This window comes from Pantoea sp. UBA7232 (assembly GCF_002473195.1).
In the GTDB taxonomy this organism is placed as follows: domain Bacteria; phylum Pseudomonadota; class Gammaproteobacteria; order Enterobacterales; family Enterobacteriaceae; genus Pantoea; species Pantoea eucrina.
The window spans coordinates 79,413-103,435 of the sequence record NZ_DKTK01000005.1 but is presented as its reverse complement, the minus strand read 5'-3'; the positions used below and the strand labels follow the sequence as shown (position 1 = coordinate 103,435).

Annotated in this window: 21 protein-coding genes; 7 read left to right on the top strand and 14 right to left on the bottom strand. The window is 54.5% G+C overall.

Translation table 11 applies throughout. The features are described from left to right. Nucleotides 1-189: 189 nt before the first annotated feature. From murP to gltP, 3 genes are all read right to left on the bottom strand, one after another. Nucleotides 190-1,623 carry a PTS N-acetylmuramic acid transporter subunit IIBC gene (gene murP, locus B4056_RS02470; protein ID WP_071668439.1) on the bottom strand — a complete coding sequence of 478 codons (1,434 nt, stop codon included), beginning with the start codon at nt 1,621-1,623 and terminating at the stop codon, nt 190-192. Further along, nucleotides 1,623-2,534, bottom strand: a complete 912-nt coding sequence (gene murQ / locus B4056_RS02465) for an N-acetylmuramic acid 6-phosphate etherase (RefSeq protein WP_288653727.1) — start codon at nt 2,532-2,534, stop codon at nt 1,623-1,625. The genes murP and murQ overlap by 1 nt, the downstream gene beginning before the upstream one ends. A gap of 149 nt (nt 2,535-2,683) precedes the next feature. Next, nucleotides 2,684-3,985 carry a glutamate/aspartate:proton symporter GltP gene (gene gltP, locus B4056_RS02460; protein ID WP_071668440.1) on the bottom strand — a complete coding sequence of 434 codons (1,302 nt, stop codon included), beginning with the start codon at nt 3,983-3,985 and terminating at the stop codon, nt 2,684-2,686. Nucleotides 3,986-4,564: 579 nt separating this feature from the next. Here gltP and acs point away from each other — a divergent pair. From acs to B4056_RS02445, 3 genes are all read left to right on the top strand, one after another. Further along, nucleotides 4,565-6,520, top strand: a complete 1,956-nt coding sequence (gene acs / locus B4056_RS02455) for an acetate--CoA ligase (protein WP_071668441.1) — start codon at nt 4,565-4,567, stop codon at nt 6,518-6,520. Between the two features lie 173 nt (nt 6,521-6,693). After that, entirely contained in the window at nt 6,694-7,023 is a 330-nt protein-coding gene (locus B4056_RS02450) for a DUF485 domain-containing protein (RefSeq protein WP_094111309.1), read from the top strand. Further along, complete coding sequence (locus B4056_RS02445) at nt 7,020-8,672, top strand: cation acetate symporter (protein ID WP_094111308.1); 1,653 nt, start codon at nt 7,020-7,022, stop codon at nt 8,670-8,672. Before B4056_RS02450 ends, B4056_RS02445 begins: the two co-directional genes overlap by 4 nt. A gap of 187 nt (nt 8,673-8,859) precedes the next feature. Here the strand turns inward: B4056_RS02445 and B4056_RS02440 are convergent, their stop codons facing one another. From B4056_RS02440 to B4056_RS02430, 3 genes are all read right to left on the bottom strand, one after another. Then, nucleotides 8,860-9,405: a YfaZ family outer membrane protein gene (locus B4056_RS02440; protein WP_039382044.1), complete on the bottom strand. Its 546-nt coding sequence runs from the start codon at nt 9,403-9,405 to the stop codon at nt 8,860-8,862. Between the two features lie 130 nt (nt 9,406-9,535). Continuing rightward, nucleotides 9,536-10,231, bottom strand: a complete 696-nt coding sequence (locus B4056_RS02435; RefSeq protein WP_071668443.1) for an LrgB family protein — start codon at nt 10,229-10,231, stop codon at nt 9,536-9,538. Continuing rightward, nucleotides 10,224-10,646, bottom strand: coding sequence for a CidA/LrgA family protein (locus tag B4056_RS02430; RefSeq protein ID WP_288653724.1), 423 nt, complete (start codon nt 10,644-10,646; stop codon nt 10,224-10,226). The genes B4056_RS02435 and B4056_RS02430 overlap by 8 nt, the downstream gene beginning before the upstream one ends. 102 nt (nt 10,647-10,748) lie before the next feature. On the opposite strand from B4056_RS02430, the gene B4056_RS02425 reads away from it, so the two are divergent. Continuing rightward, entirely contained in the window at nt 10,749-11,651 is a 903-nt protein-coding gene (locus B4056_RS02425) for a LysR family transcriptional regulator (protein ID WP_071668445.1), read from the top strand. 23 nt (nt 11,652-11,674) lie between these two features. Here the strand turns inward: B4056_RS02425 and B4056_RS02420 are convergent, their stop codons facing one another. From B4056_RS02420 to soxR, 4 genes are all read right to left on the bottom strand, one after another. After that, the gene (locus tag B4056_RS02420; RefSeq protein ID WP_039382034.1) at nt 11,675-13,324 is read right to left on the bottom strand and encodes a Na+/H+ antiporter; all 1,650 of its coding nucleotides are present in this window, start codon (nt 13,322-13,324) and stop codon (nt 11,675-11,677) included. Nucleotides 13,325-13,465: 141 nt separating this feature from the next. Beyond that, nucleotides 13,466-14,815 (bottom strand): NCS2 family permease, encoded by a 1,350-nt coding sequence (locus tag B4056_RS02415; protein WP_094111306.1) that lies wholly within the window; start codon nt 14,813-14,815, stop codon nt 13,466-13,468. A gap of 283 nt (nt 14,816-15,098) precedes the next feature. Beyond that, entirely contained in the window at nt 15,099-15,764 is a 666-nt protein-coding gene (locus B4056_RS02410; protein ID WP_113655595.1) for a glutathione S-transferase family protein, read from the bottom strand. Between the two features lie 43 nt (nt 15,765-15,807). Continuing rightward, on the bottom strand, nt 15,808-16,287 hold the full coding sequence (gene soxR / locus B4056_RS02405) for a redox-sensitive transcriptional activator SoxR (RefSeq protein WP_288653722.1): 480 nt from the start codon (nt 16,285-16,287) through the stop codon (nt 15,808-15,810). A gap of 96 nt (nt 16,288-16,383) precedes the next feature. Between soxR and soxS the strand changes: the two genes are divergently transcribed. Together soxS and B4056_RS02395 are read left to right on the top strand one after the other, a co-directional pair. Further along, nucleotides 16,384-16,812, top strand: a complete 429-nt coding sequence (gene soxS / locus B4056_RS02400) for a superoxide response transcriptional regulator SoxS (protein WP_039382026.1) — start codon at nt 16,384-16,386, stop codon at nt 16,810-16,812. Nucleotides 16,813-17,029: 217 nt separating this feature from the next. Continuing rightward, nucleotides 17,030-17,311, top strand: a complete 282-nt coding sequence (locus tag B4056_RS02395) for a YjcB family protein (RefSeq protein WP_039382023.1) — start codon at nt 17,030-17,032, stop codon at nt 17,309-17,311. A gap of 52 nt (nt 17,312-17,363) precedes the next feature. On the opposite strand, the gene B4056_RS02390 is transcribed toward B4056_RS02395, so the two are convergent. Both B4056_RS02390 and B4056_RS02385 read right to left on the bottom strand, forming a co-directional pair. After that, entirely contained in the window at nt 17,364-18,314 is a 951-nt protein-coding gene (locus tag B4056_RS02390) for an ATP-grasp fold amidoligase family protein (protein WP_039382021.1), read from the bottom strand. Between the two features lie 8 nt (nt 18,315-18,322). Continuing rightward, nucleotides 18,323-19,579 carry a polysaccharide biosynthesis C-terminal domain-containing protein gene (locus tag B4056_RS02385; RefSeq protein ID WP_039382019.1) on the bottom strand — a complete coding sequence of 419 codons (1,257 nt, stop codon included), beginning with the start codon at nt 19,577-19,579 and terminating at the stop codon, nt 18,323-18,325. A 527-nt stretch (nt 19,580-20,106) separates the two neighbouring features. Between B4056_RS02385 and B4056_RS02380 the strand changes: the two genes are divergently transcribed. After that, entirely contained in the window at nt 20,107-20,502 is a 396-nt protein-coding gene (locus B4056_RS02380) for a transposase (protein WP_039382017.1), read from the top strand. A gap of 1,350 nt (nt 20,503-21,852) precedes the next feature. On the opposite strand, the gene B4056_RS02375 is transcribed toward B4056_RS02380, so the two are convergent. Together B4056_RS02375 and B4056_RS02370 are read right to left on the bottom strand one after the other, a co-directional pair. Continuing rightward, the gene (locus tag B4056_RS02375) at nt 21,853-22,968 is read right to left on the bottom strand and encodes a type IV toxin-antitoxin system AbiEi family antitoxin (protein ID WP_113655579.1); all 1,116 of its coding nucleotides are present in this window, start codon (nt 22,966-22,968) and stop codon (nt 21,853-21,855) included. A gap of 315 nt (nt 22,969-23,283) precedes the next feature. Further along, on the bottom strand, nt 23,284-23,844 hold the full coding sequence (locus tag B4056_RS02370; RefSeq protein WP_039382009.1) for a single-stranded DNA-binding protein: 561 nt from the start codon (nt 23,842-23,844) through the stop codon (nt 23,284-23,286). Nucleotides 23,845-24,023: the final 179 nt, after the last annotated feature.

The window sequence follows — 24,023 nt, the reverse complement described above, 5'->3', positions numbered from 1 at the left end:
AGCGGAACGACTTAAGCGCTGATGATTTATTTCTTGCTGCTAAAAAAGAGAAGTTTTTATAAATAACTGTATTGAATGGTAAAAACTGAAAGATGAAAACAGGATTATGCGTTGCGGCTCACACCATTATTTAGCCAGAATGGAGGAAACGGTAAATATTTACGGGCGCAGCAGCGCCCGCAGCGGGCGTTAACCCAAATCGATATTTTTCATGCCCCACCACCAGGTGAAGAGAAACCCGCCCGTCCAGGCGACCAGCAGACCGGCAAGATAGACCGCCATGCCGGCAAAAATGCCCTGTGCTGACGTCATCAGCGGCAGCGTCACCAGGCCGGAGGGGCCAAACACCGTATTCATCCCCACCGGCAGGCCGAGCCAGGCCACCAGACCGATAAAGAAGCCGCCCAGTGCACCCCCGCAGCAGGCGGTGATAAAAGGCTTGAGGCGCGGTAGCGTGACCCCGTAAATCAGCGGTTCCCCCACGCCCAGCAGCCCCGGCACAATGGCTCCTTTGATCTGGCTGCGCAGCAGCGACGCTTTTCCGGCTTTGCACCACAGCGCCAGCGAGGCACCGACCTGCCCCGCTCCCGCCATAGCCAGTATGGGAAACAGCGAATTAAAGCCCTGCGTCTCCATCAGCGCGAAATAGACCGGAATAAAGCCCTGATGGATACCAAACATCACCGCAATTAAAAACAGCCCGGCCAGAATGGCACAGCCAAACGGATTGTTATTAAGGTGAATAAACAGCCACGACATCCCCTTAAACAGCTCACCCCCCACCGGCATGATGAGCAGAAACGTCACGGCGCCGGTAATTAGCAGCGTCAGCAGCGAGGTGAGGATCATATCCAGGTTATCGGGAATGATTTTACGCAACTGCTTCTCTGTCCAGGCACCAAATATCGCGGCCAGCAGCACGCCGATAATGTTGCCGCGCGGATCGATCGTCAGCCCGAAAAAGTTCTCCATCCCGCTGTAGTACCCGACGGTGGCTTCCGGGCTGTAGCCAAGCACAAACAGCGAGGCGATAATTGCGCCGTTGACGCCGGTGCCGCCAAACGCTTTCTGCGCGTTATAGCCAATCAGAATGCTGAGAAAGGTAAACAGTCCTTTGCCAAACACTTTCATGTAGGCCACGGTCGCCAGCAGCCACGGGGCGTGCTCACCCGGCTGATTAAGGTGAAACAGCTGCTCGGTCAGGGTGGCAAAACCGAGCAGCAGGCCAGCTCCGATAAATCCCGGAATAAGCGGCGTAAAGATGGTGGCAAAGCAGGCGAGAAAGCGGTGCAACGCACTGCTCTGTTTCGCTTTTAACTGCTGCTTTTGCGCCTGGGCGATCGCCTGCAGATCCTGCGCCGGCGTGCCGTCATTGAGCAATAGCTGCATCTTTTCCGCTGCGGTTTGCGCCTTGCCCGGCCCCAGAACAATCTGCAGCTGGGCGTCGCTGACAATCACGCCCAGTACGCCCGGCAGCTGTTTCAGCTGCGGGCTATCCGCCAGCGCAGCGTTCACCAGCGTCAGGCGCAGGCGGGTCATGCAGTTGCCGCACATCGCTACGTTACCCGGCCCGCCCACGGCCCGCAGAATATCGCGCAGCAGCGTTTCAGTGATTGCGGCCATCAGCGTACTCCTGAGTCACGTAATGCGGCGCGGATAAACCCGCGGTTCTGATCCAGCAGCGCGCGCGCCTCTTCCGCCGTCAGGCTCGCCAGCACCATGACGATAGCGGTTTTGCAGTGGCCGCCGCACGCCGTCAGCGCCTGCTGAGCCGTGGCGTCGTCGCATTCGGTGGCCTGCTTAACGATGTTTATCTGGCGCTGAACCAGTTTCTGGTTGGTGGCTTCCACATCTACCATCAGGTTGCCATACACCTTGCCGCTGCGGATCATCGCGCCGGTGCTCAGCATATTCAGCACCAGTTTCTGTGCCGTGCCCGCCTTCATGCGCGACGATCCGGTGACGATCTCCGGCCCCACAACCGGCGTCAGCGCGACATCAGCCGCCTGCGCCATCGCGCTGTCGGGATTGCAGGTCAGCGCGGCAGTAAACGCGCCCTGTTCACGTGCGTAAGCGAGCGCGCCCAGCACATAGGGGGTGCGGCCGCTGGCCGCAATTCCGACCAGCACGTCCCGGGGGCTGAAACCGATATCCGCCAGATCCTGTGCGCCCTGTCCGGCGTTATCTTCCGCGTTCTCAACCGCCTGCAGGATCGCCGTATGCCCGCCGGCAATCAGCCCCACCACCTGACCGCGCGGCGTACCAAAAGTAGGCGGGCACTCACTGGCATCCAGGATACCGAGCCGGCCGGACGTGCCGGCGCCGCAGTAAATTAGTCGCCCGCCCTGGCTAAAGGCGTGCGCAATCGCCTCTGTGACCTGTGCGATCTGCGGCACAATCGCCTCTACCGCCAGCGCCACTTTTTTATCTTCGTCATTAATGACGCGCAGCATCGCTTCCGTGCTGAGCTCGTCAATATTCTGGCTGGCCGGATTGCGGCTCTCGGTGATCATCTTGTTGAGATCAAGGGTCATAATACGCTCCTGCAAATGAATAATTTATTCTGAAAAACTTATATCACAAAGAATTGTTAATTCATGTGCAGCGGCGCAGAATTTTTTTATTTTTACTGCAGGCATAAAAAAACCCGCCAGCGGCGGGTTTTGTTCTGCTTAGTAGCGGATCAGGTGGCGCTTTGCATACGCAGCTGCAGCTCGTAGGCGGCGGCCTGCTTAGCATCAAACTGATTTTCCCAGCGTGCAATGACCAGCACAGCGAGCGCATTTCCCACCACGTTCAGCGCCGTACGCGCCATATCCATGATGCGGTCAACGCCTGCGATAAACGCCAGCCCTTCAAGCGGGATCCCCACACTGCCCAGCGTCGCCAGCAGCACCACGAAGGAGACGCCCGGAACACCGGCAATCCCTTTTGAGGTTACCATCAGCGTCAGCACCAGGATGATCTCATCGGTCAGCGACAGGTCAATGCCGTAAAGCTGGGCAATAAAGATGGCGGCAATACTCTGATAGAGCGTAGAGCCATCCAGGTTGAAGGAGTAGCCGGTAGGCACCACAAAGCTGGTGATCGCTTTCGGCGCACCATACGCCTCCATCTTCTGCATAATGCGTGGCAGCACCGTCTCTGAACTGGAGGTAGAGTAAGCCAGAATCAGCTCATCCTTCAGAATACGCATCAGGGTCGTAATACGCAGCTTGCAGAAGCGCGCGACCGCACCGAGCACGACAAAGGCGAAAAACAGGATGGCGGCATAAACCAGCAGTACCAGTTTCGCCAGCGGGTAGAGCGATGCAAAACCGAAGTTCGCAATGGTCACCGCAATCAGTGCAAATACGCCCACCGGCGCATACCGCATGATCATATGAGTCACTTTGAACATGGTTTCTGATACCGAGCGGAACAGGCCGACCAGCGGATCGCGATGTTCCGACGGCAGCGCCGACAGACCCAGGCCGAACAGCACTGAGAAGAAAATAATCGGCAACATATCGCCTTTGACCAGCGAGGCGAAGATGTTCTGCGGGATCAGTGACAGGATGGTACTGACCAGGCCATGAGGAGCGCCCTGAACCGCTTCGGTGGTAGCTTCATATTTAGAGATGTCCACCGTTGCCAGCGTTGACATATCAATGCCGCTGCCGGGTTGGAATACGTTAGCCAGCGTGATGCCGACCACAATGGCAATGGTGGTGATCACTTCAAAATAGATAATGGTTTTCACCCCGATACGCCCGAGTTTTTTCGCGTCCCCGACGCCGGCAATGCCAACAATCAGCGAGGAAATAACAATCGGCACCACAATCATCTTGATCAGATGAATGAAGATATCACCGGCAGGAGTAAGAATATTGGTGATTAACCATTCACGATCGTCTGGCTGATTATGCAGCACGGTTCCTGCGATAATGCCGAGGATCAGGGCAATCAGGATCTGCCAGGCGAGGGTGAGTTTAAAACCTTTCATAACGCGTTATTTCCTCAGTTAAAACCCCTTTGCTCTGCTGCGAAGGTGCAGGAGATGGTACACACAGGGAAGTGAGCAAAAGCCCGATAAAATAGAGGGTTATAATGGGCTGTATTCCGCTTTGTTCTGCCGGCGGTTTGCGCCAGCGCAAGGATACAGCCTGAGTTGATACCTGCTGAACAGCGGCCAGATAAGTACCATTTTCACTACGGTAAATGCAACCCCCGGCGCGATAGCTTAAATCGTGCGCAGCTCAGTAGCATAAAATGCTGCTGTTATCCTGTGGCTATAACCCGCTGTTATGAAAAGCGTTAATTCGATAATTTTCCGCATAGCTATTCAGATCTGACGATTTTATCGCCCGGCGCGTTTGCTTAACATTTAATCACAAAACCCTCTGTTGCCTGCTGACAGCCGCTTTCAGCACGCTGCTTTTTTGCCGCAAAAAGCGCCGTTTTTGCGCGCTTTAGCGCATGCTGGCAGGCCGTGATCCAGACTGCAAAACCGAAACAAAGCCCCTGCCCCCTCTTCAATTAACCTTTGATTGACATATGATTAACATCTTCAAGGAGGTCAGCCATGAGCCAAATTCACAAGCATCCTGTACCCGCTGCCATTGCAGCAAACGCCCTGATTAATGCCGACGAGTATGCGGCGCGCTATCAGCAGTCCGTGGACGATCCTGACGCCTTCTGGGGTGAGCAGGGAAAGATTCTCGACTGGATCACGCCTTACAGCACGGTGAAAAATACCTCGTTTGCGCCGGGCAATATCTCTATTCGCTGGTATGAAGATGGCACGCTGAATCTTGCGGCTAACTGCCTGGATCGCCATCTGGCGACGCGGGGCGATCGCCCGGCCATTATCTGGGAAGGGGATGACGCCAGTGAAAGTAAAACGCTGACTTTCCGGGAGCTGCACGCTGACGTCTGCCGCATGGCAAATGTATTAACGCAGCTTGAGATTAAAAAAGGCGACGTGGTGGCCATTTATATGCCGATGGTGCCGGAGGCCGCTGTCGCCATGCTGGCCTGCGCGCGCATTGGTGCCGTGCATTCAGTGATTTTTGGCGGCTTTTCGCCGGAAGCCGTGGCGGGACGCGTGGTCGACAGCAATGCGAAACTGGTGATCACGGCGGATGAGGGTATCCGCGCCGGACGTGCCATTCCGCTGAAAAAGAATGTTGATGACGCGCTGGCAAATCCGCTGGTGACCAGCGTGAAGCAGGTAATCGTATTTAAGCGCACCGGAAAAACCACGGAGTGGCATGAGGGACGCGATCTCTGGTGGCACGATCTCGTCAGCCAGGCCAGCGCAGAGCACGAAGCGGTGGCGGTTGAAGCGGAACACCCGCTGTTTATTCTGTACACCTCCGGTTCGACCGGCAAGCCAAAAGGCGTATTGCATACCACCGGCGGCTATCTGGTCTATGCGGCCAGCACCTTTAAATATGTCTTTGATTACCATGACGACGACGTTTACTGGTGCACCGCAGACGTCGGCTGGATCACCGGTCACAGCTATCTGCTCTATGGGCCGCTGGCCTGTGGCGCAACCACGCTGATGTTTGAAGGGGTGCCCAACTGGCCGAAGCCGAGCCGGATGGCGGAAGTCGTCGACAAGCATAACGTTACCCTGCTCTACACGGCGCCCACCGCGATTCGCGCGCTGATGGCGGAAGGCGATCGGGCGATTGAAGGCACCCGACGCAGCAGCCTGCGCATCATGGGCTCCGTGGGTGAACCGATCAATCCGGAAGCCTGGGAGTGGTATTACAAAAAGATTGGCGACAGCCGCTGTCCCATCGTCGATACCTGGTGGCAGACCGAAACCGGCGGCTTTATGATCACGCCGCTGCCGGGCGCAACCGAGCTGAAAGCGGGCTCGGCCACCAAACCCTTCTTTGGCGTACAGCCGGCGCTGGTGGACAACGAAGGCAATCAGCTTGAGGGCGCAACCGAGGGTAACCTGGTTATTAATGACTCCTGGCCTGGTCAGGCGCGCACGCTGTTTGGCGATCATGAACGCTTTGAACAGACCTACTTCTCCACGTTTAAGCATCGCTACTTCAGCGGTGACGGCGCGCGGCGCGATGAAGATGGCTACTACTGGATCACCGGACGCGTGGATGATGTCCTGAACGTTTCCGGACATCGTCTGGGCACGGCAGAGATTGAGTCCGCGCTGGTTTCACATCCGAAAATTGCTGAAGCGGCCGTGGTCGGTATTCCGCACAGCATTAAAGGGCAGGCTATTTACGCCTATATCACCCTGAATCAGGGCGAAGAGCCGTCAGCGGAGTTGTATACGGAAGTGCGCAACTGGGTACGCAAAGAGATCGGCCCTATCGCCACGCCGGACGTGCTGCACTGGACCGACTCGCTGCCGAAAACCCGCTCCGGTAAAATTATGCGGCGTATTCTGCGCAAAATTGCAGCGGGCGATACCAGCAACTTTGGCGATACCTCTACGCTGGCCGATCCAGGTGTAGTAGAGAAATTACTGGAGGAGAAGCAGTCGATCGCCATGCCGTAATCGTTGCCCTTATCAGCGGAGAGCATCAGCCTGTCCCCGGCAGGCTTCTCTCCGTTAGTTCACCTTACGCCGTATGCTGTTCACCATCGCACAACCCTGATAACCAGAATATTCAATCCGTTAAATCACATTAATGTGAGATTTCCGTCTGCTTTGCCTCTGGAGAAACTGTGATGAATGACACCCTGAATCAACAGGAAGCCGTCTGGCAACAAATAGAAAATAACCCCCGTTTTCAGGAGCTGGTCCATAAGCGCCAGTCTTTTGCGCTGCTGCTGAGCATTATTATGCTGGTCCTGTATGTCGGATTTATCCTGCTGATCGCGTTTGCGCCCGGCTGGCTCGGCACGCCGCTGCATGCCGGTACCAATGTGACGCGCGGTATTCCGATTGGCGTGGGCCTGATTGTGGTCTCTTTTCTGCTTACCGGCGTCTATGTCTGGCGCGCCAATGGCGAGTTTGATCGCCTGACTAAACAGATCGTCAGCGAGGTAAAATCATGAAGCGCGCGCTCCCGATTCTGCTGGCGCTGGCGCCAGCGGGCGTACTGGCAGCCGATGCGCTGACCGGCGACGTCCAGCAGCAGGCGACCAACTATGAAGCGATAATCATGTTTGTGGTGTTTGTCGCGTTCACGCTGGGTATTACCTGGTGGGCATCAAAGCGTACCCGCTCACGCAGCGACTACTACACCGCAGGCGGCAATATTACCGGCTTCCAGAATGGCCTGGCGATGGCGGGCGATTTTATGTCCGCCGCCTCATTTCTTGGTATTTCGGCGCTGGTCTATACCTCGGGCTATGACGGACTGATCTATTCGCTCGGCTTTCTGGTCGGCTGGCCGATGATCCTGTTTCTGATCGCTGAGCGGTTGCGCAATCTTGGACGCTATACCTTTGCCGATGTGGCCTCCTACCGGCTGCAGCAGAAGCCGATCCGCACCCTCTCTGCCTGCGGTTCGCTGGTGGTGGTTGCGCTCTATCTGATTGCGCAGATGGTGGGGGCCGGCAAGCTTATCCAGCTGCTGTTCGGCCTTGATTATCATATCGCCGTGGTACTGGTTGGCATTCTGATGGTGCTCTATGTTCTGTTCGGCGGCATGCTCGCGACCACCTGGGTGCAGATCATCAAAGCGGTGCTGCTGCTGTTTGGTGCCAGCTTCATGGCGATTATGGTAATGAAAGCTACCGGTTTCAGCTTTAACACGCTGTTTACGGAGGCGATGGCGGTCCATCCTAAAGGCGCGGCGATTATGCAGCCCGGCGGACTGGTGAAAGATCCTATCTCCGCCCTGTCGCTGGGGCTGGGGCTGATGTTTGGTACAGCGGGACTGCCACACATTCTGATGCGCTTCTTTACCGTGGCGGATGCGCGCGAGGCGCGTAAAAGCGTGTTCTGGGCAACCGGCTTTATGGGTTACTTCTATTTCCTGACCTTTATTATCGGCTTTGGTGCGATTCTGCTGGTGGGTGCAAACCCGCTGTTTAAAGACGCCAGCGGCGCCCTGATTGGCGGCACCAATATGGCAGCGGTGCATCTATCGAATGCGGTAGGCGGCAGCCTGTTCCTCGGCTTTATCTCGGCGGTGGCTTTCGCCACGATTCTGGCCGTTGTCGCCGGGCTGACGCTGGCGGGCGCGTCGGCAGTGTCGCACGATCTCTACGCCAGCGTGATCCGCAAAGGTCAGGCAACGGAGCGTGAAGAGCTGCGCGTCTCTAAAATTACCGTGCTGGTGCTGGGTGTGGTTGCCATTGCGCTGGGGATCCTGTTTGAGAAGCAGAACATCGCCTTTATGGTCGGTCTGGCCTTCTCTATTGCAGCCAGCTGCAATTTCCCGATTATTTTGCTCTCCATGTACTGGTCGAAGCTCACCACACGCGGCGCGATGGTGGGCGGCTGGCTGGGACTGCTGACGGCGGTGGTGCTGATGATTCTGGGCCCTACCGTCTGGGTTCAGGTGCTGGGTCACGCTACCCCGGTCTATCCTTACGAGTACCCGGCGCTGTTCTCCATGCTGGTCGCTTTTGTCTGCACCTGGTTCTTTTCCATCACCGATCACTCCGCTCAGGGTGCACAGGAGCGCGCACGGTTCCGCGGACAGTTTATTCGTTCGCAAACCGGTATCGGTATTTCACAGGGGAAATCGCACTGATCGCAGCCGCACCGGGTTCGACAGGGGCGCCATAAATGGCGTCATCGGATCCGGTGCGGGAATCGACCAGGGCGTCATTAATGATGTCATCGGAACCGGGGCGGATATCAACCAGGGCGCCATTAATGGCGCCCCTGCGAGGTGATGTAGGGGGCGCATTTATGCGCCCCTGGTTTGCAGCGGCAGATCAGAAGCGGAGTGAGGCACCTACGTATGGGCCATCTACCAGCACGTTATCTTTGCGGCTGCCTTTATTGTTCAGCTCGATATACTGGTAACCCACGCGCAGGTTCAGCAGTGAAACTGGCGTAAAGCTCAGGCCGCCTGACGCTTCCTGATAGCTGTCCAGACGATCGGAAAACGCCTCTGGCGCATAGTAATATTCACCATACAGGCCCCACATGCTGTTGAAGCTGTACTGTGCACCTGCACCCACGGCGATGGTGAAGCCATCACGGCCATCTTCCGGGTGCGTAAACAGCGCTTTTGCCGTCGGCGCGACGCGCAGATCGCCAACATCGATGTTATAGCCCAGACCTGCACCGTAGGTGCTGCCGTCATGGTCGCTGCGCAGCCAGTTACCTTTCAGAAACAGACCCGGAGAGGTAGTACCGAGGCCAAGGTTCAGGTTGGTGCTGTGCTCACCCACGTCAACACTGCCCTCAATCGCCTGTACGCTACCGCTCAGCAGTGCAAGGCCCAAAACGCTTCCGGTAACAAGTTGCTTGATCATGCTAATCCACTCCATGAAGTAAAAAATAAGTCGGCGCAAAGAGTAGTTAGCATAGTCGTCAGACACAACTTTTATTGGAAACCTTTACGTAAAATTAAATTACAATGGGAACGATTTATCGATAAACGTGTCATGCGTGCCACAGCAGATGGCTCAGAAGCGGCGCCAGCAGAACCGTGACGACGCCCGAAAGCATCATCACCAGGCTGGATACCACCCCCTCCTGCTGACCAATCTGATAGGCGCGCGCAGTTCCGGCACCGTGAGAGGCAGCACCCAGCCCGGCGCCTTTTGCCACCCCCTGTTTTATCGCGATGCGCAGAAAAAGAATATCCCCTGCCGCCATGCCAAACACGCCTGTGATCACCACAAACAGCGCGACCAGATCGGGCTGTCCGCCCATCGGACCGGCGGCGGCCAACGCAAATGGCGTGGTGATTGAACGCACGGCCAGACTACGCTGAATACTCTCCGGCAGCGCCAGTAATCGCGCCAGCCAGACTGAGCTACACACGGCAACCGTGGTAGCGCACAGAACCCCCGCACTCAGCGACAGCCAGTGACGCCGGATGAGCGCCATGTTTTCATACACCGGCACGGCAAACGCCAGCGTGGCGGGTCCCAGCAGCCAGAGCAGCCAGTGACTCTCCGCAATATAGTTTTGCCAGCTGACATGCGTAATAAGCAGCAGCCCGACCAGTATCAGCGGCGTCAGCACCAGCGGCATCAGCATCAGCCGCCGCCAGCGCCGGTAGAGACGCTTGTTGAGGTAATAGACCAGCAGGGTGAGTGCCAGACAGAGCAGACTGATGATGGCGTTACTCATGGATATTCTGCCTGCGTGCCGCACGCGCCATTTCAAACCGGTAGAGGCGATCAACCACCAGCGATGTGACCGCCAGCACCAGCAGCGTGCTGATCGCAATCACGATAAAAATACGCCATCCCTCACTGCGCAGCAGATCGCTGTAATTGACCACCGCCACCACCGCCGGAATAAAAAACAGCAGCATTTCAGCCAGCAGCCAGTTTGCCCCGGCCCGGACCCAGCCCAGCGGCAATACGCGCAAAACAATCAATAACAGCAGCATAACCATGCCGAGTACATTTGCCGGTAGCGGCAGGTGCAGCCAGCGCACCAGAAGATCGCAGACGCTGAATAGCCCGATATAAAGCAGCAGCTGCAGCGGCAGTATCAGATGTTGTAACAGACGGGGGCGCGGATTAATGGCGGCAGCCATGGCGATCTCCGGTAAGGAATGTGAGAAACGCAGTATAAATCTGCCGCTAACCGTGAAAGAAATGAATTAAAATCATCCGGACTATGCCATTAAGGAATGATCATGGATATACGTGCCCTGCGCTACTTTGTCGCCGTAGTACAGCAGCAGAGCTTTACCCGTGCAGCAGAGCAGCTTTATGTTACGCAGCCCACCATCAGCAAAATGGTGCGCCAGCTGGAAGAGGAGCTGGGGTGCGCGCTGCTGCGGCGGGAGGGACGCCGTCTGCATCTCACCGACAGCGGTCAGGCGGTCTACCAGCGCGGTCTCGCGATCCTGCAGGAGTTTCATCAGTTGGAGGCGCAGATTGGTGATATCAATCAGCTGAAAACCGGTGAGCTGCGCCTGGGTATTCCGCCGATGGTGGGCATGCAGATTGCCGGCTCAATTTCAGCATTTCAGCGCCGCTATCCCGGCGTGCAGCTGCATATTGCAGAATCAGGCGGGCTGACCGCACAGCAGGCGGTGCTGAGCGGCGCGCTGGATATTGCGCTTACCGCCCTGCCGGTTGAGCCCGATTTACCGCTTAACACGCTGGAGCTGATGCGCCATCCGCTCTGCGTGCTGGTGTCGCGCAGCGCGGCCTGGCACGCCCGCCCGCATCTGACGCTGACAGAACTGGCGCAGCATCCGCTGCTGATCCTGAATGAAGAGTTTGCCCTTAACCGCCAGCTGATGCAGGCATTTCAGCGTGAAGGCGTAACGCCTCAGATTGCGCTGCGCAGCGGTCAGTGGGATTTTCTGGCTGCGATGGTGCAGGCGGGGATGGGCGTAGCCGTACTGCCGGAACCTATCTGTCAGCGGCTGGATCCGCAGTCGCTGGCGTGGCTGCCGCTGGCATCTGCGCTGGAGTGGCGTATCGGGTTGATCTGGCGTGAAGGGAGCTATCTGTCGCGCAGTGCGGAAGCCTGGATCAGCTGCTGTCGCACACACTGGCCGGATGATGCGCCGCGTCTGCAGGTGTGAGACGCGGCGGCATGCAAAGGAGGTTACTCCTCTTTCTCGATCAGTAGCGCTTCCAGCAGATCGAGATCGCGCAGCAGGCGCTGCATCGTTTCATTGGAAATCTGCTGCGTTGCGCGCAGGTGATACACTTCAGCACGTTCGGCGCGCAGCGCGGTCAGACGGAAACGACGCTCCAGGTTCTCAGCAAACAGCGCCTGATCCACGTCATCCTTGCCATCCACGCGGCGGCGCAGGTTGCCAATCACCCGCAGGCTGACCTCTTTAAGCAGCTCCGGATCGATATTCTCTTCGGTATCACTCTCCAGCCGCTGCTCCATCTTATGCAGGCTTTCAATCGCCACACCCGCCATCGCGGCTCGCGCATGCTGCAGTTCATGACGGTGGCCTGCTTTATCATGGCTGTCGATACCGCGCAGCAGGAGAGGCAGCAGGATAACGCCAACAAACAGCGAGAAGAGGATCACGCCGGTGGCGATGAATACCAGTTCATAACGCGCCGGGAAGGGCTCGCCATTACTGAGAAACAGCGGAATAGAGAGCACGCCCGCCAGCGTAATCGCACCGCGTACGCCCGCAAAAGAGGCAATCAGCAGCTCGCGCAGCGAGTAGTTTGAGAATTCCAGCGGTTTTTTCTTCAGCAGGCGCATGCTGGCGCGCTTCATGATCCAGAGCCAGCCAAAACGCACAATCATCAGCGCCGCATACACCAGCGCGACATCGGTAAACAGCATCCACAGCTCGACGTTGGGATCGGCATTCGCCTGCTCAACGGACGTCGCAAGGATATCCGGCAGCTGCAGGCCGAGCATCAGGAACACCATGCCGTTGAACACAAACTCCAGCATCTGCCAGACGCTGTTTGCACGCAGGCGCATCGCCAGCGGCGCCTGACGGATGATGCCGGAGCGCGTGATGGTCATCCCGGCCGCGACGGCGGCAAGGATACCGGAGACGCCGAGATGTTCAGCAATCAGGTAGGAGGCAAACGGCAGCAACAGCAGCAGCACGGTCTGCGTCGCCGGATCGTCTCCGCTCCAGCGGCTCAGCAGGCGCAGCGAGCGGCCATAGAGCCAGCAAACGGCCACGCCGGCAATCAGTCCGCCAATGGCCACTTTAAGAAACTCAACGCTGGCGCCGCCCCAGGTAAAGACCATGGTGCCCATCGCCACGGCGACCGCAAATTTCAGCGATACCAGGCCAGAGGCGTCGTTCATCAGCGCCTCACCCTGCACAATCGACATGATTTTCTTTGGGATGCGCCCTTCGCCAACGATACCCGACAGCGCCACGGCGTCGGTCGGTGACAGCACGGCTGCCAGTGCAAAAGCCGGGATCAGCGGAATACCCGGCACCAGCCAGTAGATCAGGTAGCCGATACCGACCACGGTGATCAGCACCAGTACCAGCGCCAGCCCGAGGATCTCGCGACCGTGGCTCAGAAACTCATTGATAGGCGTCTTCCAGCCGTCAGCAAACAGCAGCGGCGGGATAAACAGCACCAGAAAGAGTTCCGGATCGAAATCGACATGCAGGCCAAACGTGGGCCAGGCAAGTAAGGCACCCGCTGCGATCTGCACCAGCGGCAGCGGAATTTGAAACGGCAGGATTCTTGCCGCGACGCCGGAGAGTGACACCACCAGCGTCATAATGAGAATAGTAAAAAAGATTTCCATGCTTTCCTTAGGCGAATCGAAATGGTTAAAAGCGAGGGTCGTTACGCTAAAAAGTGTAAAACAAAACGCCGCACATAGGGGGACCCGATGTGCGGCGCTGGCAAAGTCAGGGGATTATCTGGAAATTACTGGAACCTGTGGTCAGATAGCCCAGCCTGCCGCATAAAAGGTGACCAGTGCAACAGCGATCGCTACCGTCCCCACGTTGAGTTTGCGCCACTCCCCGGCAAACAGACGGCCAATCACCAGCGAGGCGAAGCCCAGCATAATGCCGGTCACGATGTTACAGGTCAGCACAATAAACACCGCGGTCAGCAGGCCTGACATGGCATCTACAAAATCGCTGAAATCAATTTTTGCCACGTTGCTCAGCATCAGTAGCCCGACATACATCAGCGCCGGCGCGGTCGCATAGGCCGGCACCAGACCGGCAAGCGGCGACATGAACAGCATCAGCAGAAACAGTACGCCTACGACGATAGCGGTTAAGCCGGTTTTGCCACCCGCTGCCGTACCGGCTGCTGATTCAATATAGACTGCTGCCGGAGACGCACCGACCAGGCCGGCAAACAGGCTGCTGAGGGAGTCGCTGGTCAGCGCCCGGCCGCCATTGAGGATCTGCCCTTCTTTATCCAGCAGATTGGCCTGCCCGGCAACCGCACGAATGGTGCCGGTCGCATCGAATACCGCTGTCATAACCAGCGCCAGAACGCTGGGCAGTACGGCTGGCTGCAGCGCGCCTGCGATATCCAGACTGAACATCGCTGACTGACCGCTGGCATCCTTCAGGCTTGGCATCGCAAACAGCCCCTGCCAGGTCACCGCCGGATCAAACACAAGCCCAATCAGTGAGATAGCCAGTATAGTCAGCAGGATGCCGCCAGGTACGCGGCGTTTTTCCAGGCCAAAGATTGCCGCCAGACCCACCAGCGACATGATGACCGGAAACGCGGTAAAATCGCCCAGCGCCACCGGCAAGCCTGCGGCCGGGTTTTTTACCACCAGGCCAATACCGTCTGCTGCAATCAGCAGTAAAAACAGGCCGATACCAACCCCGGTACCGTGCGCCACGCCCATCGGCAGATTGCGTAAGATCCAGGCGCGGATACCGGTTACCGAGATAAACGTAAACAGTAATCCCATCAGGAATACGGCGCCCAGCGCGACCGGTACGCTGATGTGCTGCCCAAGGACCAGGCTGAATGCAGTGAAGGCGGTCAGCGAGATAGCACAGCCGATAGCCAGCGGCAGATTGGCCCAGAGTCCCATCAGCAGGGAGCCAAACCCGGCGACCAGGCAGGTGGCAACAAATACCGCCGTCGGAGAAAAGCCCGCTTTACCAAGCATGCCCGGTACCACAATAACTGAGTAGACCATGGCCAGGAAGGTGGTAAGCCCCGCCAGCACTTCCTGCCGCACGTTGCTGCCGCGTGCTGAAATGTGGAACCAGGCGTCCAGTTTTCCACTGGCCGGGCGTGAGTCGCCAGACATAATTATTCCTCTGCATATTTTAGATGTAAGTCGCCGCACAGCTGCCGCTTACGCATCATCCTGGTGGGGATTTCTCAAAGAGAAAAGAGGCGCAAACGATTACGCAGCTATGTACTTCCCGTCAAAGAGGGGGAGATAAAATGGCAGGCGATTATCTGGCGTTTGGGGTGACGTTTTCAACTGTTAATCGTCACCGGACTGGAGAAAGCACGCCTGCGGTGACGGCGGACCAATTCGGGGCGCATTAATGCGCCCCCTACGATTACCGGATTCCGGGCCGGCGTCAGTCGCTGAATTTAATCGGGCCGCCCTGCTTTAGCGCTCGCTGCCAGGCGGCGCGCTGCTGCATCTCTTCCAGCCAGCGGGTGGTGGCAGGCAGATTGTGCAGGCCGCCGCGCATCTGAAGCGCCAGCAGCGGAAAACTCATCTGAACATCAGCGATGCTGAAACGCGAACCGGCAAAAAACGCATGCTGACTTAAATGCTGTTCAATCACGCGGCTATGCAACGCCAGCTGCTTATTCAGCCAGGCTTTCTCCATTCCTTTACGCATGGCACCACCGATCGGGCGCAGCAGCCAGGGAACCGGTTTTTTGCTTAGCTGCGCAAAAACCAGCTTGATGATCAGCAGCGGCATCAGCGATCCCTCGGCATAATGCAGCCAGTAGCGTCCCTGAATCTGTTCATCTTCATTGCTCAGCGTCAGCTGCTGCTCGCTGTCATACTTCAGCTGCAGATACTCCAGAATGGCGCCGGATTCAGCAATAACGCGGTTGCCATCGGTTATCACCGGTGATTTCCCCAGCGGATGCACCTTTTTCAGCTCATCGGGTGCCAGCATCGTATTTTCCCGCTGATAACGTTTGATCTGATACGGCACCGCCAGCTCTTCCAGCAGCCATAACACACGATGCGAACGGGAGTTTTCCAGATGATGAACGGTGATCATGTACAGCTCCTTGCTGATAAAGGTATCGCACCAGTATAGCGGATTAACACCCCTGCTCATCCTGCTCCGGGTCAAGCAGCACGGCGCCTGAACCCTGCTGCGCCAGCCGGTCGCCGGGATTGCGTAACGGACAGTCGCGCATCGACAAACAGCCACAGCCAATACATCCGTCCAGATCGTTCCGCAGCCGCGTCAGCGTCTCAATGCGTTTATCCAGCTCTTCACGCCAGTGCTGCGTCAGTGCATCCCACTCCTGCGTCGACATCCGTTTATTCGCCGGGACATGCATCAGGCTCTCACTCACCGTCGCCAGCGGAATACCGATACGCTGCGCAATTTTAATAATCGCTACGCGACGCAGTACGTCACGGCTGTAGCGTCGCTGATTACCATTATTACGGGTGCTGGAGATCAATCCTTTGGTTTCATAAAAGTGCAGTGCCGAGACCGCTACGCCACTACGTTTTGCCACTTCTCCTGGCGTCAGCACCGGCTTTGGATAGTTACGCTCTTTTTTTACCATCAGCCTTTACCTCAAGTTAACTTGAGGAACTATACTCGCTCACCATCAAAAGTACGAATTTCTCACCGGGTGATACCCCTTCAGAAGGATGAGGCTATGATGCAACAGGAAATCATTCATTCACTGACTAACTGGATCGATCAGAATCTGGATAAAGCACTGTCGATTGATGATGTGGCAGCAAAATCGGGTTACTCAAAATGGCACCTGCAGCGTATGTTCCGTACCGTGACGAAACAGACGCTGGGTGGCTATATTCGTGAACGGCGTCTGACGATGGCGGCAGAAGCGCTGCTGCAGACGCAGCGACCGGTTTTTGATATCGCTATGCAGTATGGTTACGATTCGCAGCAAACCTTTTCGCGCGTGTTTCGCCGGCAGTTTTCGCAGACGCCTACGGCGTATCGTCACGCCATGCGTCGTCAGGCGATTGCGCAACGGCCTCGCCTGCTTAGCTTTGACTGCAGCGACAATATGAACAGCTTCGCCCAGCGCACCACCGGTGAATGCTGCCCTGTCCGGTAATCAGCGCGCCTGCTTCAGGCGCTCTCTTCCAGCTTTAGCCGCGCGTCCCAGCCCGCCTTCGCGGGTACAAAATTTGTTCAAAAATTCAAATCCGCTGATATAATGTGATCCAAATCACACTTAATCCGACGTGAGAGCGTTTCCTGACGCGCTCTTTGCCGTCAGTGATGTCCGGTTAATGTCAGGGATATCACTGATTCGAAGAGGTTTTGCGTTAATGGCTACGTTAACAACCAGTTTACTGGTAATGCGCTGGGGTATTCTGAGCGCCGTTCTGATGTTTCTCGCCAGCTCAATGAAAATAAAACTGCGGCAAAAGAGCCATCCGATTATGGCGCTGCTGTGTGGCGGTCTGGGCGTGGGGATGTCGTGCTGGTTTGTGACCGGACTGCTGGGTATTACGCTGAGCATGGAGAACGTGCACAACTTTATGCAGATTGGCAAACAGGCTTTTATCGATGTGATGAGTCAGGCGCCGACTGAGTGGCCAATTCCCTGAATAGTATGCATAAAAAACCCCGCGCTGCGGGGTTCTTTATATTGCTGTGCGATCAAATTTTCTTCAACACGGCGGGAATACCGACTTCCGCAACCGAAACGCCCGGTCTCTTCGTACCGCGACGATCCTGAATCCACATATCACCCATCATCTGGTCCAGCCCGCGGTCCAGACCCGTTACCAGTCCGGCACCCGGCGTGAAGGTCAGCTCACCAAAGTAGATCTCTTCACCGTGGATATACCAGTCAACGCGGACATAGTCGAAATCGCTGGCCAGCGTCTTGCTCAGCGCCAGCGCCTTCTGCAGCTGCGGCAGAATAGGCTCAACATCCAGACCGGTATCGCGGATCTTATGATACGCCTCGTTCAGATTGTTGACGTAAAAGTTCATCGACAACAGCGGGTTGCAGCGGTTGTAGATCACCTGCAGCACATATTCAAAACTGCCATCGCGCTTATTGAACATGTGAAATTTGTAGTCAATCGGCGCACTTTTGCCATCGCCAATGTACTGCTCTACCAGAATCCGCGGCTTGATGTAGCGATAGTGGATCTCACGCGCTTCATTAGCGAAGTCCGTTTTCAGCCAGCGATGACAGTCGCTGATGATCTGCTGCTTCTTCAGCGCATCCGGCTCTTCCAGCAGGATCTCAACCATGTTGGAACCATGGTTAGGCTTGATCACAGTATTCTTCCACTGCGACAGCGTGTGAAGCGAATGCGGATCGCTGGTCTCGTAAACCAGCGGGATCAGATACTCACTGCCTACCTTCTCAGCAATGTATTCACGTACTGAATACTTGTCCGACAGGCGACCATAGATTTGATAGTCGCCATACACAAATTTGCGATACAGCACCTTCTCGTTAAACACCTTTGGCTCGCGCAGATTAGGCAGCTTACGGAATTTACGGAAGTAGTAGATGCGATCCTGCGTAGCCCAGGGCATCTTCTTGATAAAATACTGAACGCTTCTTCTGAGTTCTTCTTTCAACCTGAGCATATCTGACCTCATTTGTAGGTTTTGTAGTTGAGTGAGGAAACCTGAATTTTTTGAATGACGCCGTTTTTAAAGAAGTAATTCATTACGGTAAGGGAGAGCAGCTCAGTGATGAAGACGCTCCAGGCGGCACCCATAATGCCGTACCCCTGGATCAGCCACCATGAGAGCGGCAGGCTGATAACCATCAGGCAGAGGATCTTCTTCAGCAGATAGTTAAACCCGCCCTCTTTGACCATGTAGCGGTAAGCTACGGTCCCCATTGCCGAAAAGCAGGTTGCTAACGACAGTAACGTAACGAGACTTCCCGATTGTGTGTACTCGTGACCATATAACGCGATGATGATCTTCTCGCCAAACATGGCGATCACCGCCAATAACAGCAATGAAACTCCCATGACATAGCCGTTCAGCCGCGCGGTGAGTTTGATTGCGGCTGCTCCACGCTCACGGAAAATTTCCGAAAAGCAGGAAGTGATGATGGCAACCGGGATAAAAATCCAGGAAGCCGAAATGGTGTTGGCCGCGGCGAACAGGCCCAGATCGCGGGCGGAAGCGATACCGGCCAGAAACATCTGCGCCGCTTTTACCTGCACGGAGATAAAAATGCTGGAGATAGCCAGCGGCAGACCGGCATACATCAGGTAGCGCAGATAGGTAGTGCGTTTCTGCTGCGGCGGCGCAATGTCCTGATGCTCACGGTAAAAATTGATGCGCTTGATGAGATAAGGCACCAGCGTTACCGCCACGATGGATACGGTCAGCCACAGCGGATTGAGATGCAGCCACGCGATGGTAAAGCTCAGCGCGAAGCCAAGCAGCAGTCCCACTGAGTTAGCCAGCGTATTGAGCCGCGACGCGAGACGCGCATTGTTGTAGACGCTAAAAGTGTCCTGCGTTACAAATACCGAGGAGATAAATGAGGCCAGCGCAAATGCGAGAAAATTCTCCTGCATGTTGTACCAGACCCAAATCAAGACCGGAATGGAGGTCAGCAGCAGCAGCGCGAGGCGCATGGTGCGCGCCACGGCCATCAGACGCAGACCTTTAGGCGCACTTTTGCTGATGCGCTTAAACAGGATGGTTTCGGTACCGAAAATCGCCACGGTCTGCACCATGGAGAATAGCGAAGCTGAAAATGCCATCTGGCCAAATATGGTCGGGCCAAACGATTTTGCCACATAGGAGGTGACAAAGATGACGCCGAACACCGAGACGACTTTTTCAGACATCATCCAGACGGCATTAGACATTACGCTCAATTTCATTGACTGGTCCTTAGTATTACTTACAGCAACTGCCTTGCGGTAAAACGTCCTTGAAATGAATTAACAAGCGCTCAGTGGGCCTGACAAAAATTAATAACTTCAAACCAGGCTGGTCCGAAAAATGAGACTCGCGTCAGGATTTAGAAGAGAAATTCAGGAAAATTCTGATTAAATCTGGTGCGAATTTCAGCGGATGTAAACGATTTCAACCCGAATTCGAGACAAAAGTTTACTGGCACGCCCTCTCTTTTTTGCAAGAAAGCTGTACCGAATATCCAATGTTTGTCGTATTTTTCTGCATTTGGGATGGAATGAATCTATATCAAAAAGCCAATACCAGGAAGATGTTCATTGGCATTCATAATAAAATAAGATTTATCCCATGATGATATTTATTCTAAATATCTTAATTTATCCCTCGCAATTCAAATCGCGCACTTTAATACTGCATTAATACCGTTTTTGCAGTACCAGATATTAATACAGTAATTCTCATCCACTAATTGATAAGAAAGGTAAGAGCATTTATGAGAAAGTCACGATATAGCGAAGAGCAAATCACAAATGCCATTAAAGCTTCTGAAACAGGAGTAAAAGTCAGGGAGATTTGTGAAGAGCTCGGCATTTCAGAGGCTACCTTCTACAGCTGGAAGAAGAAATTTTCAGGCCTTTCTTCTGAAGAAGGAAGAAAGATCAAAGAGTTAGAGGACAAACTACAGAACCTTACCCGCGAACTGCAAACGCTGAGTTCCGATAAAGAGATGCTGCAGAGCGTGCTCAAAAACTTCTTTACCACCAATGAAAAGCGTCAGGCAGTCAACTTTTTGCAGACAACCTTTGATATTGGAACCCGCCGCAGCTGTCGTTTGCTCGACATCAGCCGCAGCGTTTACCACTATCCGTCAGGATCGGAAAATCGCTAATAGTTGTAAGGCCGCTGTTATTTGACTAAATGCTGAGATTTGTTCTTACCAGAAGAGATGAAGATCATTTAATCCGGCGTTCACAATATAACAATTCGCACCTCTTTTTCCTGATGATTAATGGCAGGAAAATGCTTCTTTTTTTGCGGTAAAATTGATTCACACCAGCAAAAGTCTTTTATTTTAAGTCATTTAGACGTTGCCCAATCTCATTGCGGTGAGATTGGCGCTTCGTTTATTGCATTAACGCCGCTGTTGCTGACCTTAAATCACAGTTGTTTTTAGTTAGCACAACTGAACATCTCCTCCGGCTGCACCACTTTTCTCCTCTCATTTATCCTGGCCCTGACGGTTGCGCTTAAAAATCGGCGCGTCGCGTGGGATAAACAATTTATGATTTAATTTCTCCAGGAATTTTCCCGCCCAAAAACGTAATGAGCTTTAAACTATGTAAGATAAAAAGCGATATGATCGATAAATAACATTCGGTTATTTGTCGCGGGTTTTAATATTTTTATGCGGAATGTGACCGGGATCATTCTTAACCGCAGCGCCCTCGCTTGATACCTGAATGGTTTTTCTTACCACTAAACAGGACCACTCTCTGATTAAAACCGGGGGCCGCAGAGCGGTTACAGCCAATTTTTATTCTCATTTCGTCTCATCAATATGCAACTGCTGCTCTGTTCTGCATAAAAAACAGACGCCAAGACACATCTATCACCGGGGTAAGCACGCTATAGCAGCCGGGCGTTATGTCAAAAGGTGATTAAAAGACAACCTGTCTGCCTGCTCAGGAGCATATAGCGGCGAATGTTCAGGCGGTAAGACGGGCAAACCAGGCAAAAACGGGTGGGCTAAATTCTTAAAAACGTCGGTATAACGCTGCAGATCAACGCTGCCTGAACATCGCTGGTCGTAGCCACAGAATGAGGAGGCGTGAAGAACAGAGAGTCCGGAAACCTCAGCAAAAGCTGTTAGCGACATAATACGCAGAGCAAAACCGGCACGCCTCTGGCTGTAAAAAGCGCGTCACTGCTGGCGGGCTATATCGCAGCGTAAACCTGCCGGGCTGACGCTACGGCACTTCTGTTTTCGTCAGGCTGTCCGTTGCCTCTCAATCTCAGTCAGTAACTTCTGGACTAACCCTGCAGCAAAACGCTGTCGGCTAACAAGCTCATCTTCGTCTTCATCGTTCCCGCTATGGAAACGTGCATAGGCAACGGGGGACCAAACCACCGACAAGTCTCAGAGTTTCTCTCAAATTTCCAAAGGCGCTTAACAGTGTAAGCAGCGTCCTCTCGCATGCCAGTGTGACATTTTGATCGTATCCAGCCGCTGTACGAGGTTTCAATTCCGTTGCCATAAAGACTCCAATCGTTCTCTGATATGTTGCGCCAGTTCCTTGTTGCGGCCCCGACCATCTAATAAGTCCAGATACAGAATGTAAGGACTGGCAAAAAAGACAGGCTGATCCGAGCGCATATATCGATAAAGCAAACTCGCAGGTTCGCGCTCAATGAGCGTAACGTTTGCCCTTCTGCTCACTGGCTTCAGGCCTAATCTATCAGCCATCTTATCCGCGTAGCCCCTGGGCACAATAATTTCTGCTCCCTCAGTACTGGTCAGCAGTGGAGCATAAACATTCGCTGCAGCAGCACCCGTAAATGCCCACGGATAATCCACTTTCTGACGGTCTATCTCTTCCGCCAGGTGAGCCAGCAGATGCTCGGGCGTTTCGACAAAGGTGTACCACTTTGACCTCTTTTCTTTACGTCCCTGCCACTGCTCAGACCAGGCGTCCAAAAGCTTATCAGGGTGAGTGAGCATTCTGCGCTTGCCCGGTCCTCTACCAGTAGACTCCACCCATTCACGCAATGTCAGCTCCTGCAGGACGAGAGAGCAGGTGTATGGAGATGTTTCGGCTTTTTCGGCCAGTTCTGCGCCGGTCAACCACTTATGGCTATTCATCAGAAGCGCATGTATTACACTTTCCCGAGCCTCAGTGAAAAGCTCAATGCCATGAGTGTTCTTTTTGGTACGGTGGGAAGGCTTTTCGATGTTAATGAGCCAGCCTTCATGCTTCAGATAAAGGCTACCCCCCAGCTCGAATGAGGCGATATTTTGATTCCTGAGCTCCTGTTTAGCCCCGGGACTCAACTCACCTGCAGCAAGCAGTCCAATCGCTTCGTGACAATCACTGGTTTCATCTATGCCTCTGCGAAGCTGGTAGACAGCATTTCTCAGGTCTCTTGGGTAGACCTGTTTTTTGACCTCGACGAATACCTGCAGGGTTTTACCCGGAGTCTTGATCACAATCTTGCCATCAAGTTCAACTCCAGCTTCGGGAAGCTCGTGTGAGGCATTCAGTACAGAAGCTTCGGAGCCGAAGGCTTCAGCAATAGCTTCCCTCAGTGCATCCAGCATCTGTTGTTCGAATTCTGAATAATGTGGGTAATGGCTCATGACATTCGTTTCCAGCCCGTTATTAGCTGTGCAAAAATAAAGCTAGCTTAGCTAATATTAGTCGTAATCGCATCATTAGCTGCGCAGCTAATAATGAGTTTAAGGCTAATATTGGTCTTTTCTGCTTTGCATTAGCTGGCGCGTCCATACAGATAAAATATGCCACTCTTTTTTCTCCTGGCTGTCATGCAGGATCTTTGGATCAAAAAACGGATATGAATTGATATTTGATGAGTGCCAAAAGTACAAAATAAAAAGCCCCTGTATTAACAGGGGCTTGCGCACATATTTTTAAAGGTGACTGATCAGTCAGCTTCAGAACGGGATATCGTCGTCGAAATCCATTGGCGGTTCGTTGTTCGCCGGTGCGCTCTGCTGCTGTGGACGCTGCTGCGCGCCGCCGCTGAACTGATTGCCGCCCTGAGACTGCTGCTGCTGCGGCTGCTGTGGCTGACCCCAGCCGTTGTTATTTCCGCCGCCGCTCTGGCCGCCCATCGGTGCGCCACCTGCATTCGCACCGCCCTGCTGACGTCCGCCCAGCATCTGCATGGTGCCGCCTACGTTGACAACAACCTCGGTGGTATATTTTTCCTGACCGCTCTGATCCTGCCACTTGCGCGTACGCAGCTGACCTTCAATATAGACCTGTGAGCCTTTACGCAGATATTCACCGGCAACTTCAGCCAGTTTGCCAAACAGCACAACGCGGTGCCATTCGGTGTTCTCTTTGTTTTCACCGGTCTGCTTGTCACGCCAGCTTTCAGACGTGGCCAGCGTAAAGTTGGCTACAGCGCCACCGTTTGGCATGAAACGCACTTCCGGATCCTGACCCAGATTCCCGACAAGAATCACTTTGTTTACGCCACGACTGGCCATGTTGCTCTCTCCCGATGAGTTGATGCTATAAGTCTAAACGACAAAGTTTAACACGTCCTGATCTATGATGGATACTTTGGAGCGTGCTTCCAGTTTTGCGCCTCTAGTGTACCAAAGGATAAAACTACTGGATATTTATTCAGGTTATTTTTTGTGCCATAATGATGCGTTTCTATCCG

Coding starts and splice junctions, on each gene's coding strand:
- murP (WP_071668439.1), bottom strand. CDS start 1,623: ATGGCCGCAATCACTGAAACGCTGCTGCGCGATATTCTGCGGGCCGTG.
- murQ (WP_288653727.1), bottom strand. CDS start 2,534: ATGACCCTTGATCTCAACAAGATGATCACCGAGAGCCGCAATCCGGCC.
- gltP (WP_071668440.1), bottom strand. CDS start 3,985: ATGAAAGGTTTTAAACTCACCCTCGCCTGGCAGATCCTGATTGCCCTG.
- acs (WP_071668441.1), top strand. CDS start 4,565: ATGAGCCAAATTCACAAGCATCCTGTACCCGCTGCCATTGCAGCAAAC.
- B4056_RS02450 (WP_094111309.1), top strand. CDS start 6,694: ATGAATGACACCCTGAATCAACAGGAAGCCGTCTGGCAACAAATAGAA.
- B4056_RS02445 (WP_094111308.1), top strand. CDS start 7,020: ATGAAGCGCGCGCTCCCGATTCTGCTGGCGCTGGCGCCAGCGGGCGTA.
- B4056_RS02440 (WP_039382044.1), bottom strand. CDS start 9,405: ATGATCAAGCAACTTGTTACCGGAAGCGTTTTGGGCCTTGCACTGCTG.
- B4056_RS02435 (WP_071668443.1), bottom strand. CDS start 10,231: ATGAGTAACGCCATCATCAGTCTGCTCTGTCTGGCACTCACCCTGCTG.
- B4056_RS02430 (WP_288653724.1), bottom strand. CDS start 10,646: ATGGCTGCCGCCATTAATCCGCGCCCCCGTCTGTTACAACATCTGATA.
- B4056_RS02425 (WP_071668445.1), top strand. CDS start 10,749: ATGGATATACGTGCCCTGCGCTACTTTGTCGCCGTAGTACAGCAGCAG.
- B4056_RS02420 (WP_039382034.1), bottom strand. CDS start 13,324: ATGGAAATCTTTTTTACTATTCTCATTATGACGCTGGTGGTGTCACTC.
- B4056_RS02415 (WP_094111306.1), bottom strand. CDS start 14,815: ATGTCTGGCGACTCACGCCCGGCCAGTGGAAAACTGGACGCCTGGTTC.
- B4056_RS02410 (WP_113655595.1), bottom strand. CDS start 15,764: ATGATCACCGTTCATCATCTGGAAAACTCCCGTTCGCATCGTGTGTTA.
- soxR (WP_288653722.1), bottom strand. CDS start 16,287: ATGGTAAAAAAAGAGCGTAACTATCCAAAGCCGGTGCTGACGCCAGGA.
- soxS (WP_039382026.1), top strand. CDS start 16,384: ATGATGCAACAGGAAATCATTCATTCACTGACTAACTGGATCGATCAG.
- B4056_RS02395 (WP_039382023.1), top strand. CDS start 17,030: ATGGCTACGTTAACAACCAGTTTACTGGTAATGCGCTGGGGTATTCTG.
- B4056_RS02390 (WP_039382021.1), bottom strand. CDS start 18,314: ATGCTCAGGTTGAAAGAAGAACTCAGAAGAAGCGTTCAGTATTTTATC.
- B4056_RS02385 (WP_039382019.1), bottom strand. CDS start 19,579: ATGAAATTGAGCGTAATGTCTAATGCCGTCTGGATGATGTCTGAAAAA.
- B4056_RS02380 (WP_039382017.1), top strand. CDS start 20,107: ATGAGAAAGTCACGATATAGCGAAGAGCAAATCACAAATGCCATTAAA.
- B4056_RS02375 (WP_113655579.1), bottom strand. CDS start 22,968: ATGAGCCATTACCCACATTATTCAGAATTCGAACAACAGATGCTGGAT.
- B4056_RS02370 (WP_039382009.1), bottom strand. CDS start 23,844: ATGGCCAGTCGTGGCGTAAACAAAGTGATTCTTGTCGGGAATCTGGGT.